General features: G+C 69.0%; 11 protein-coding genes. 8 read left to right on the top strand and 3 right to left on the bottom strand.

Annotated elements, in window-relative coordinates:
* Positions 1–14 precede the first annotated feature (14 nt).
* From osmF to AMK58_RS16560, 3 genes are all read right to left on the bottom strand, one after another.
* Positions 15–935 carry a glycine betaine ABC transporter substrate-binding protein OsmF gene (osmF, locus tag AMK58_RS16570; protein WP_035676363.1) on the bottom strand — a complete coding sequence of 307 codons (921 nt, stop codon included), beginning with the start codon at positions 933–935 and terminating at the stop codon, positions 15–17.
* Between the two features lie 115 nt (positions 936–1,050).
* Complete coding sequence (gene hemH, locus AMK58_RS16565; RefSeq protein ID WP_035676364.1) at positions 1,051–2,190, bottom strand: ferrochelatase; 1,140 nt, start codon at positions 2,188–2,190, stop codon at positions 1,051–1,053.
* 68 nt (positions 2,191–2,258) lie between these two features.
* Complete coding sequence (locus AMK58_RS16560) at positions 2,259–2,987, bottom strand: GntR family transcriptional regulator (protein WP_236778278.1); 729 nt, start codon at positions 2,985–2,987, stop codon at positions 2,259–2,261.
* A gap of 267 nt (positions 2,988–3,254) precedes the next feature.
* Here AMK58_RS16560 and AMK58_RS16555 point away from each other — a divergent pair, with 267 nt between their 5' ends.
* The 8 genes from AMK58_RS16555 to AMK58_RS16520 all read left to right on the top strand — a co-directional run bounded on the left by AMK58_RS16555 (position 3,255) and on the right by AMK58_RS16520 (position 11,817).
* On the top strand, positions 3,255–4,274 hold the full coding sequence (locus AMK58_RS16555; RefSeq protein WP_051140415.1) for an ABC transporter ATP-binding protein: 1,020 nt from the start codon (positions 3,255–3,257) through the stop codon (positions 4,272–4,274).
* 65 nt (positions 4,275–4,339) lie between these two features.
* Positions 4,340–5,656, top strand: a complete 1,317-nt coding sequence (locus AMK58_RS16550) for an ABC transporter substrate-binding protein (RefSeq protein WP_035676366.1) — start codon at positions 4,340–4,342, stop codon at positions 5,654–5,656.
* A gap of 171 nt (positions 5,657–5,827) precedes the next feature.
* Positions 5,828–6,751: an ABC transporter permease gene (locus tag AMK58_RS16545; protein WP_035676368.1), complete on the top strand. Its 924-nt coding sequence runs from the start codon at positions 5,828–5,830 to the stop codon at positions 6,749–6,751.
* 3 nt (positions 6,752–6,754) lie between these two features.
* A complete protein-coding gene (locus AMK58_RS16540; protein ID WP_035676370.1) occupies positions 6,755–7,594 on the top strand; it encodes an ABC transporter permease in 840 nt (279 codons plus the stop codon).
* A gap of 17 nt (positions 7,595–7,611) precedes the next feature.
* Positions 7,612–8,358: an aspartate/glutamate racemase family protein gene (locus AMK58_RS16535; protein ID WP_035676372.1), complete on the top strand. Its 747-nt coding sequence runs from the start codon at positions 7,612–7,614 to the stop codon at positions 8,356–8,358.
* A gap of 14 nt (positions 8,359–8,372) precedes the next feature.
* Complete coding sequence (locus tag AMK58_RS16530) at positions 8,373–9,215, top strand: GNAT family N-acetyltransferase (protein WP_035676374.1); 843 nt, start codon at positions 8,373–8,375, stop codon at positions 9,213–9,215.
* A gap of 132 nt (positions 9,216–9,347) precedes the next feature.
* A complete protein-coding gene (locus AMK58_RS16525; protein WP_051140409.1) occupies positions 9,348–9,755 on the top strand; it encodes an RcnB family protein in 408 nt (135 codons plus the stop codon).
* A gap of 103 nt (positions 9,756–9,858) precedes the next feature.
* On the top strand, positions 9,859–11,817 hold the full coding sequence (locus AMK58_RS16520) for an O-linked N-acetylglucosamine transferase, SPINDLY family protein (protein WP_035676376.1): 1,959 nt from the start codon (positions 9,859–9,861) through the stop codon (positions 11,815–11,817).
* Positions 11,818–11,871: the final 54 nt, after the last annotated feature.

The following is an 11,871-nucleotide window of genomic DNA, read 5'->3' as shown; positions in this document are numbered from 1 at the left end:
GTCGGTTCAGGCCGTCAGTTCAGGAAGCCTTTCGACTTCAAATACGTCGTGGCAACCGCCCGCGGATCCTGCCCTTCCACGGAAATCTTGGCGTTCAGCCCGCGCAGGGTCTCGGTGTCCAGCGACTTGAAGACCGGGTCCAGCAGGTCGCGGATCTTCGGGTAAGCGTCCAGCACGCCATCGCGGATGGTCGGGGCCGGGGCGTAGACCATCTGCGCGCTCTTGGTGTCCTTCATGACCACGAGGTCCAGCGCGGCGATGGCGCCGTCCGTGCCGTAGACCATGGCGGTGTTGACGCCGGACGTGCCCTCGGCCGCCGCGCGGATGGTTGCCGCCGTGTCGCCGCCGGCCAAGACCAGGATCTGGTCGGGCTTCAGCGTGAAGCCGTAGGATTTCTGGAAGGAGGGCAGCGCCGCCGGGCTTTCCACGAACTCCGCCGAGGCGGCGAGCTTCGCCGTGCCGCCGCCACCGACCCAGCGGGAGAAATCCTCCATGGTGGCGAGGTTGTTGGGCGCCGCCACGTCGCGGCGCAGCGCGATGGCCCAGGTGTTGTTCGCCGGAGCCGGGGTCAGCCAGACGATGTTGTTCTTGTCCCGGTCGAGCTGCTTCACCGTCTCGTAGCCGGCGGCGGCGTTCTTCCAGGCCGGATCGCTGTCGAGGTTGAAGAAGAAGGCGCCGTTGCCGGTGTATTCCGGATAGACGTCGATCTCCCCGGCCAGCAGGGCGCTGCGCACGATCCGGGTGGGGCCGAGCTGGATCTTGTTCTCCACCGGGATGCCGTTGGCCTCCAGCACCTGCAGGATCATCGTGCCGAGCAGGCCGCTTTCGGCGTCCAGTTTCGATCCGACACGGACCTTGTCCGCCGCCGCAGCACTCCCCGCCGTCAGCAGCGCTCCCAGCGCCAGGGCGGCCACCGCCCGAACCACACGCCGCATCCCCCGCATCCTCCCAACCATCGTCCAATTTGTCCGTCCGCCAGCATGGGGAAGCCGGGCCGCCGCGGCAACCCACCCTTTCCGCCTGTGCGGCCCTCCATTTTGGAGAAGGGGGTCACGCCGTGACGTGGTCCTCCGCGTCGCGAGCCGCCCGCGCCTCGGCGCCGTCCACCCAACCGCCCAGCTCGCGCTCGACGAGGTCGGCCAGGAAGATGACATGGTCGGGATGGTCGTTCAGGCAAGGAATGTAGGTGAAGCGCTCGCCGCCGGCCGCCATGAAGGCGTCCTTCACCTGGAACTGGATCTCCTCCAGCGTCTCCACGCAGTCGGCGGAGAAGCCCGGCGCGATCACCGCGATCTTGGTCTTGCCGGCGCGGGCCAGTTCCTCGACCGTCTTGTCGGTGTAGGGCTTCAGCCATTCCGCCTTGCCGAAGCGCGACTGGAAGCTGTACTGCACCCGTCCCGGCTCCCAGCCCAGCCGCTCGGCCAGCAGGCGCGCGGTCTTCACGCAGAAGCAGTGGTAGGGGTCGCCGCGGTCGAGATAGACCTTGGGCAGGCCGTGGAAGCTCGCCAGCAGGACGTCCGGCGTGTGGTCCAGCGCCGCGATGTGCCGCACCACCGAGCGGGCCAGCGCCTCGATGTAGCCCGGCTCGTCGTGATAGGCGGGGACGGTGCGCACCGCCGGCTGCCAGCGCATGGTCATCAGCTGGCGGAAGGCCTGATCGTTGGCCGTGGCCGTCGTGGTCGCCGAATATTGCGGGTAGAGCGGGAACAGCAGAATGCGGTCGCAGCCCTGGTCCTTCAACCGCTGGATCGCCGGGCCGACCGCCGGCTGGCCGTAGCGCATGGCCCAGTCCACCACCACGCTGTCGCCGTGCCGCGCCGCCAGCGCCGCCGCGACGCCCTCCGCCTGGGCGCGGGTGACGGTCTTCAGCGGGCTTTCGTTGCGCTCCTCGTTCCAGATGCTTTTGTAGGCATGGCCGCTCTTGCCCGGACGCACGGTCAGGATGATGCCGTTCAGCACCGGCCACCACACCGCCTTCGGCACCTCGATCACGCGGGGATCCGACAGGAACTCCTTCAGGTAGCGGCGCATCGACCAGTAGTCGGTCGCCTCCGGCGTTCCGAGATTCATCAGAAGCACACCGACGCGGCGCGCGGGAACCGGCGGATGGTCGGCGGGCTTGGGAATGGGCTGCATGATGTCGGTCACCTCGATGTCGCGGCGGGCAGCATAATAGCCAGCCGAACCCATCGGAAGCAGCCCTTTGTCCCTATGCGGTCGATAGGGCCGGGCTATCCTCCGGCCGTTCGGACAGCGCCTTACGTCCGGTCCGCGAAAACGGATTTCAGATCGACCGCGCCGTCCGACCGCGCGTCGAGGTCGAGTTGCCGCTCCACCTCGTCGAGATGCTCCATCATCAGCCGCATCGCCGCGCCGGGCGGGCCGGACTCCAGCGCCTCGACGAAGCGCCGGTGCTCGGTGGCGGAACAGGAGTGCGAGGACCGCCGCTCGAACGCCGCGATGGCGAGGCTGGAGCGGTCGATCAGGTCGGCCAGGATTCCGGCCAGCGTCGCGTTCCCGGCGAAGTCGGCCAGCAACTGGTGGAACTGGCCCGACAGGCGGATCAGCGCCATGCGGTCGCCGGCGCGGTCGGCCTCCTCCTCCCGCGCCAGATGGGCGCGCAGCTTCGCCGACATCTCGTCCGGCAGGGGGCGGGGGGTGCGCTCGAGCGTCTCGACCACGGCGCGCTCGATCACCCGGCGAGCCTCGAACACCTCGCGCGCCTCCCGCGCGGTGGGCTTGGCGACGAAGGCGCCGCGGTTGGGGATCAGCGTCACCACGCGCCGCTGCGCCAGCAGAAGCAGAACCTTGCGCACCCGCTCGCGGCTGACGCCGAACACCTCGGCCAGGCTTTCCTCCGCCAGCTTGGTGCCGGGCGGCAGCCGGCGGTCGGCGATGGCCTCGCCGATGCTGCGGACGATGCGGGCCTCCGCCCCCTCCCCCCGCCCGCGGACGGCGCGGCGGGGGGCGCTCAGGACAGTCTTCATGATGGCACGGGCGCTGTTCAATTCGTTGCCGCGGATTGTGCACAAAACGGACCAGCGGACAAACGCGGCCGCTGCGCCCTGCCCATGCATCGGGCACAGCCCACCCATGCACAATTTCGCGCCATAGCGCTGAAATCCTGACCAATCGCCGATTTTCGCCGCCGGAAAGCCGCGGGATTCCGCCGTTTGCACGCTGGCATGGAACTTGCGGACATCCCCGACAGCCACGCCGGGCACCACGGATTGTGCACAAAATCGGAGAAGGTCATGACCGCCAGAACGACCGCAGCCGGATCGCCCGCCACCGGGTCAACCGTCGAACTGGTGAAGCTGCGCAAGTTCTACGGCTCCACCGTCGCCGTGGACGGCATCGACCTGCGCATCGCCGCCGGTGCCTATTGCTGCCTGCTCGGCCCCAGCGGCTGCGGCAAGACCTCTACGCTGCGCATGATCGCCGGGCATGAGGACATCTCCGACGGCGACCTGCTGATCGGCGACACGGTGGTGAACGGGGAGCCGCCGGCCCGCCGCGGCACCGCCATGATGTTCCAGAGCTACGCCCTGTTCCCCCACCTGGACTGCACCGACAACGTCGCCTTCAGCCTGAAGATGAAGGGTGTCGGCAAGGAGGAGCGGCGCCGCCGCGCGCGGGAGATGCTGGACCTCGTCCACATGTCCCAATACGCGGACCGGCTGCCCGCCCAGCTCTCCGGCGGCCAGCAGCAGCGCGTCGCTCTGGCCCGCGCGCTGATCACCCGCCCGGGCGTGCTCCTGCTCGACGAGCCGCTGTCGGCGCTCGACCCCTTCCTGCGCATCCGCATGCGCGAGGAGCTGAAGCGCCTGCACACCGAGCTTGGCATCACCTTCGTCCACGTCACCCACAGCCAGACCGAAGCGATGGCGCTCGCCGACCTCGTGGTGGTGATGAACCAGGGCCGGATCGAGCAGGCCGGCCCGCCGCGCGAGGTCTTCAACCAGCCGCGCACCGCCTTCGTCGCCCGCTTCATCGGCGGCCACAATGTGGTGGAGGACGCCGCCGGCCGCCGGGCCGTGCGGGCCGACCGCATCCTGCTCGGCCACCCCGAGGGCTCAGACCATCAGCTGGAAGGCACCGTCCGCGCGCTGGAGTATCACGGCGCGTCGGTCCACCTGACGCTCGACGTGCCGGGGGCCGAGGACTTCGCCGTGGTGCTGGACGAATCCCGCTTCTACGACGCCCCGCTTGCCATCGGCGACCGCGTGACCGCGGGCTGGAAGGCGCGCGACGTCCACCCCCTGGTTGCCTGATTTCCCCGACCAACACCCAAAACCGAATCCCCAAGAACCGACCGACTATACTGGAGGCACAGAGCATGACCGAGACGCGCACCGGCTCGCCCCTTTCCGCCGGGACCACCACGGGCGTCAGCCGCCGCACGCTGCTGAAGGGCACCGCCGCCGCCGCGGGCGTCGCCATCGGGTCGGGGGCGATCACCGGCTTTCCCACCATCTGGGCGCAGAACATCAAGAACGTCACGCTGCGCCAGTTCGGCACCGGCGTGTCGAACCTGAACGCCGTCGCCGACAAGGTGAAGGAGGATCTGGGTTTCACGCTTCAGATGACCGCGCTCGACAGTGATGCGGTGGCCCAGCGCGCGGTGACCCAGCCGAAGTCCTACGACATCGCCGACATCGAATACTGGATCTGCAAGAAGGTCTTCCCGGCCGGCGTGATGCAGCCGATGGACGTCTCCAAGATCAAGAATTTCGACAAGATCGTCCCGATCTTCGTCAACGGCAAGCTGACCCCGGAGAGCGCCGTCGCCCAGGGCACTGCGCCGCACACCGTCGGCTTCGTGGAGGGCAAGGACAGCATCAAGTTCGCCAAGTCGGCCACTCAGTGGATGACGCTGATCCCGACCATCTACAACGCCGACACGCTGGGCATCCGCCCCGATCTGGTCGGCCGCCCGATCAGCAGCTGGAAGGACCTGCTCGATCCGGCCTTCAAGGGCAAGGCGTCGATCCTGAACATCCCCTCCATCGGCATCATGGACGCCGCCATGGTCTGCGAGGCCATGGGCGAGGTGAAGTACGGCGACAAGGGCAACATGACCAAGGAGGAGATCGACAAGACCCTCAAGATCATGACCGACGCCAAGAAGGCCGGCCAGTTCCGCGCCTTCTGGAAGACCTTCGACGAGAGCGTCAATCTGATGTCGTCGGGCGAGGTCATCATCCAGTCGATGTGGTCGCCGGCCGTGGCCGCCGTGCGCGCCAAGGGCATCCAGTGCGTCTACCAGCCGCTGAAGGAAGGCTACCGCGCCTGGGGCGGCGGCCTCGGCATCGCCAAGCATCTGAGCGGGCTGGAGCTTGAGGCGGCCTACGAGTACATCAACTGGTACCTGTCTGGCTGGGTCGGCGCCTATCTGAACCGCCAGGGCTATTACTCCGCCGTGCTCGACACCGCGAAGGAGCACATGTCGCCGGACGAGTGGGCCTTCTGGATGGAGGGCCAGCCGGCCAAGACCGACATCCTCAGCCCCGAAGGCAAGGTGATGGAGAAGGCCGGCGCGGTGCGCGACGGCGGGTCGTTCCAGGACCGCATGGGCCGCGTCGCCTGCTGGAACGCGGTGATGGATGAGGACCGCTACATGGTCCGCAAGTGGAACGAGTTCGTCGCGGCGTAACAACAGGACTTGCGCTGCCCCCTCCCTTCCCGCGGCGCTGCCGCGGGCCCCTTCCCTCCCCCGCTTCGCGGGAGAGGGGGGTTATCCCCTCCCTCGCCGAAGGCGGGGGAGGGTTAGGGAGGGGGCGCCGCAAACTTCCATCACTCCCCCACGGCACCGGACCCCTGCGCCATGACCGTCTCCGCCGTCCCATCCGAAGCGTCCAGCGCGTCCGCGGCTCCGCGGGGCGGCGGGGTGCGCCGTTCTTTGCTGCGCCGGGTCGCCCCCTATCTCCAGGCCGGGCCGCTGGCGCTGACGCTGCTGGTCTTCCTGCTGATCCCCATCCTGACCATCGTCGCGGTCAGCTTCTGGGATTACGACAGCATCCGCATCTACCCGGACTTCGTGCTGACCAACTACGAGGAGCTGCTGACCTCCCCGGTCACCTGGAAGACCTACCTGAACACGGTGAAGTTCGCGGCGCTGACCTGGGTCATCACGCTGCTGATCGGCTTCACGGTCGCCTATTTCCTGGCCTTCCACGTCCAATCCACGACGTGGCAGATGGTGCTGTTCCTGGTCTGCACGATCCCCTTCTGGACCTCCAACATCATCCGCATGATCTCGTGGATTCCCTTCCTCGGGCGCAACGGGCTGCTGAATTCCGGGCTGATCTCCGCCGGGCTGATCGACCAGCCGCTGGAGTTCCTGCTCTTCTCCGACTTCGCGGTGGTGCTGGCCTTCGTGCACCTCTACGCACTGTTCATGGTGGTGCCGATCTTCAATTCGATGATGCGCATCGACCGCGCCCTGGTCGAGGCGGCGCGCGACGGCGGCGCCAGCGCGGCGCAGGTGGTGTGGAACGTCATCCTGCCGCTGGCCAAGCCGGGCATTGCCATCGGCTCCATCTTCGTGGTCACGCTGGTGATGGGCGACTTCATCACCGTGCGCCTGATGAGCGGCGGGCAGAGCGCCTCGATCGGGCTGATGATCGCCAACGAGATTTCGCTGCTCCAGTACCCCGCCGCCGCCGCCAACGCGGTCGTTCTGCTGGCCGTCGTCCTCATCATGGTCGTGGCGATGCTGCGCATCGTCGACATCCGCAAGGAGCTGTAAGCGATGACCGGCACCGGCACCCGGCGCGGCCTGTCCTTCTACCTGCTCGCCGCCTTCTTCGGGCTGTTCGTCCTGTTCCTCTATGGGCCGATCGCCACCATCACCATCCTGTCCTTCCAGGGACCGGAGGGCGGGCTGACCTTCCCGATGAACGGAGTCTCCGTCCACTGGTTCAAGAACCTGTTCGAGCAGCAGGCGGTCGGCGATTTCGGCGGCTCCTTCCGCCGCTCCATCGCGCTGGGGCTGACGGTGATGGTGCTGACGGTGCTGTTCTCGCTGCTCGCCGGCTTCGCCTTCCGCCGCCGCTTCCTGGGCAGCGGGGCGCTGTTCTATCTGGCGGTGGCGAGCCTGATCGTGCCGTCGATCCTGGTCAGCCTGGGCATCGGCCTGCTCTTCAACATCCTGGGGATCGAGCCGACCTGGTACGGCTCGGCGCTCGGCGCGCATCTGACCTGGACGCTGCCCTTCGGCCTGCTGATCGTCTTCGCCATCTTCAACCGCTTCAACCCGGCCTACGAGGAGGCGGCGCGCGACCTCGGCGCCACGCCCTGGCAGACGGTGCGGCATGTGGTGCTGCCGATCCTGCTGCCCAGCCTGATCGGCGTCGGGCTGTTCGGCTTCACCCTGTCCTACGACGAGTTCGCGCGCACGCTGATGACCGCGGGGTCCTTCAACACCCTGCCGCTGGAGATCTACGGCATGACCACCAACGTCACGACGCCGGTGCTCTATGCGCTGGGCACGCTGACGACGCTGTTCTCCTTCACCGTCATCGGCCTGTTCCTCGCCGGGGTGATGATTCTGCGCCGCCGCCGGTTGCGGCGGACCGGCGCGGTCGTTTGAAAAGCAAAGAGCCAACCATGCGCATCCTGGTCGTCAACCCGAACACCACCGCCTCGATGACCGCGAAGGCCGGGGACGCCGCCCGCGCCGTCGCGGCGCCGGGGACGGAGATCGTCGCCGCCAACCCGTCCATGGGCCCCGCCAGCATCGAGGGCTATTACGACGAGGCGCTGGCCGTCCCCGGCCTGCTGGAGGTCATCACCGCCCACGGGCGCACCGCACCGGGCATCGACGGCGTGGTGATCGCCTGCTTCGACGACGTCGGGCTGGACGCCGCGCGCTGCCTGTCCGCCGTCCCGGTGGTCGGCATCTGCGAGGCGGCGATGAAGACCGCCACCCTGCTCGGCGGGCGGTTCAGCGTGGTCACCACCATGCCGCGCTCCGTCCCGGCGCTGGAGCATCTGGCGGAGCGTTACGGCGTGGCTGGGCGCTGCCGGGTGCGCGCCGCCGGCGTGCCGGTGCTGGCGCTGGAGGACCCGGCCTCGGGCGCCGTGGAGCGGGTGCGCGAGACCATCCGCTACGCCATCGCGGAGGATGGGGCGGAGAGCGTCGTCCTGGGCTGCGCCGGCATGGCCGATCTGGCGCGCGCCCTGACCGCCGAAATGGGCGTGCCGGTGGTGGACGGCGTCACCGCCGCGGTGAAGCTGGTGGAGGGGCTGGCCGTGCTGGGCTTGCGCACCGGCAAGACCGGCGGTTACGCTTTCCCCCTGCCCAAACCCTACGCCGGGGACATGGCGCGCTTCGCCCCTGCCCCGCAGCCCTGACCCGGAGGGACGCCATGGAAGGCTACCGCGTGCGCGTGATGAGCCGGGCCGAGCTGGATCTGGCCGTGGACTGGGCGCGGGCGGAGGGCTGGAACCCCGGCCTGCACGACGCCGGAGCCTTCCACGCCGTGGACCCCGAAGGCTTCCTGATCGGGGAGCTGGACGGCGAGCCCGCGGCCTGCCTCTCCGTCGTCCGCTATCCCCGGAACTTCGGCTTCCTCGGCTTCTACATCGTGCGGCCCGAGATGCGCGGGCGCGGCCTCGGCTGGGAGCTCTGGCAAGCCGGGCTGGGGCATCTGGAGGGCTGCACCGTCGGGCTGGACGGGGTGGTGGCGCAGCAGGACAATTACCGCAAGTCCGGCTTCGCGCTGGCCTACCGCAACATCCGCTACGGCGGCGCGCCGCCCGCCGGAACCTCCTCCGCCGCGGCGCTGGTGGACGCGCGGACGGTGCCCTTCGACCGGCTGCTGGACTGGGACCGCGCGCTGTTCCCGGCGCCGCGCGCCGGCTTCCTGTCCAACTGGATCACGCTGCCCGGCGCCTCCGCGTTGGCCGCCGTGGTCGACGGGGCGTTGCGCGGCTTCGGGGTGATCCGCCCCTGCCACAGCGGCAGCAAGATCGGCCCCCTCTATGCCGCCGACCGCAGCGTGGCACGCGATCTGGCATTGGCGCTCGCCGCCACGGCGGGGGCCGGCCCGATTTTTCTCGACGTGCCGGAGGTCAACCGCGACGCCGTCCTGCTGGCGGAGGAGTTGGGCCTGAGCCCGCAGTTCGAAACCGCCCGCATGTATCTCGGCCCCGCCCCAATCATCGACACCGCGCGCCTGTTCGGCGTGACGACCTTCGAGCTGGGCTGACGACGGGCAGAGCGTTACCGTAACAGTCCGTTACCAAACAGGGGGCCGCCGGACACACGCCGGCAACAGGGCGCGCGCAGCATCGGGGCATCGGGATCACGATCCCGGCCTGACGAGAAGAGGGACACCCCCATGTCGCGCACCCTGATCGCCGCCATGACCACCGCGTTGACCGCCGCCACCATGCTGGTCGGCCTGGGCACCCAGGACGCCTACGCCGCCGGTTGGGGACCGGATCATCGCGAACCGCCGCGGATGGAGCGTGACCATCGCGGCCCCGATTTGCACCGCCCCCAAACCCATCGCCCCGACTCTCATCGCCCGCCGCCGCCGGTCCACCGTACGGCACGATACTGGAAACCCGGCGACCGCCTGCCCGCCGCCTACGCGTCGCGGCACTACGTCATCGCCACGCCCACCGCGTATCACCTGCACCGGCCGCCGCGCGGCCATCACTGGGTCCGCGCCGGGTCGGACGCCGTTCTGGTGGCGTCCCGCTCCGGAATCATGGTCCGGATCGTCCCCGGCCTGTTCCGCTGAGACCATCACCTTCCTTCGTGGACGTGACATGGCCGGGCGGTCTACTCTCCCCCGAGTTGCACCGCCAACTCCCACGATGCCCGCTCCTCAAGATGGACGCTCCATGACGGACCGCCGTACCGCCCGGCCCTCGCTCACCGATGCCCTGACCCTGCACAACGACGGCCGCGGCGACGAGGCGGAGCGGGCGTACCGCCAGATCCTGAAGCGCGAGCCGCGGAACCCCGACGCTTGGCACCTGCTGGGCGTGCTGCTGTCCGAGCGGGGCGATCACGACGGCGGCATCGCCAGCATCCGCACCGCCCTGTCCATCCGGGATGCCTTGGAATACCACTTGAATCTCAGTTCCTCTCTGCTCGACGCCGGCCGCACGGACGAGGCGCTGGACGCCCTGATGTCGGCGCTGCGCCTCGGTCCCGACCGGGCGGACATCCATTTCCGGCTGGGCAACCTGTTCCGCCAGCAGCGCCGGCCCAACGAAAGCGTCGCCGCCTACCGTCAGGCCATCGCGCTCCAGCCCGGCTTCGTGGAGGCGTTGAACAACCTCGGCTCCTTGTTCCTGGAGGTCGGACAGACCGACGCCGCCATCGCCGCCTTCACCGACGCCATCCAGGCGGCGCCCTCCAACGCCGAGTCCCACGGCAACCTCGGCTACGCCCTGGACCTGCAGGACCGGCTGGGTGAAGCGGCGGCGGCCTACCGCGTCGCCCTGACCTTCCGTCCCGATTTTGCCCTGGCTTGGTCCAACCTCGGCAACACCCTGAAGGGGCAAGGGCATCTGGACCAAGCCATGGCCGCCTACCGTTCGGCGCTGACGCACCGTCCGAATTTCCCGATGGCGCACAGCAACGTCCTGATGGCCCAGCATTACCTGCCGGAGTGCGGCAACGCCGACTTCCTCGCCGCCGCCCGCGACTGGGCCGGACGAAACGACGGCGGGCTCCCGGCGGCCGCTCCGGTGGTGCGGGACGATGGTCACCGCCCACTGCGCATCGGCTACGTCTCCAGCGACTTCAACAGCCATCCGGTCGGCTACTTCCTGGAAAGCGTCCTGAGGGCGCACGACCGCAAGACGGTCACCGCCTTCGGCTACGCCAACAACGGCCGGACCGACGACGTGACGGAGAGCCTTCGCGCCGCCGCCGACGGATGGCGCCCGATCGTCGGCATGGACGACGCGGCGGTGGCCGAGTTGATCCGGCGGGACGGCATCGACATCCTCGTCGATCTCTCCGGCCATACGGGAAACAACAGGCTCACCCTGTTCGCCCGGCGGCCCGCGCCCGTCCAGGCGAGCTGGCTCGGTTACTTCGGGACGACCGGCCTGTCGGCCATGGATTGGATCATCGCCGACCGCCATGTCCTGCCGCCGGGGGAAGAGCGCTTCTTCACCGAGAAGGTCTGGCGCCTGCCCGGCAGCTACCTGTGCTTCACCCCGCCGGCGGAGGATGTGCCGATCGGGCCGCTTCCCATGCTCGGCGGCGGTCCGGTCACGCTCGGCGCCTTCCACAACCGGGCCAAGATCACCCGGCCGACCGTCGCGCTGTGGGCTCAGGTCCTGACCGCACTGCCGCAAGCCCGCCTGCTGCTGAAATCGCGGGAGTTCGCCGATTACGGGGTGCGGCAGGCTCTGCGCGACCAGTTCGCCGCGCACGGCGTCGCAGCGAACCGCTTGCGCATGGAAGGAAAGACGCCACGGGCGGACTATTTCAACAGCCACAACCGCATTGACCTCGCGTTGTCCCCCACCCCATTCGGTGGCGGCACGACGACGGCTGAAAGCCTGTGGATGGGCGTGCCGGTGGTCACCCTGCGCGGCGACCGCTGGGCGGGACGGATCGGGGGCAGCTTCCTGGAAACGCTCGGCCTCGCCGACCGGCTGGTGGCGGACAGCCCGGATGACTATGTCGCCAAGACCGCCGCGCTGGTCGGCGACCCGGAGTCCCTGGCCGCGCTGCGCGCCGGCCTGCGGGAGCGCATGCGCCGGTCGCCGCTGTGCGACGCACCGGCCTTCGCCCGATCGCTGGAGGAGGCCTATCGGTCGATGTGGCGCGAACCGTAAGGGGGCCGTGGCCGTCCAAAGGAAGTCCTCCCGATACGCCCTGGCACAACGGCT

Source organism: Azospirillum brasilense (assembly GCF_001315015.1).
Lineage (GTDB): Bacteria > Pseudomonadota > Alphaproteobacteria > Azospirillales > Azospirillaceae > Azospirillum > Azospirillum brasilense.
The sequence above is the reverse complement of the archived record's forward strand: the minus strand, read 5'-3'. Positions and strand labels throughout refer to the sequence as shown.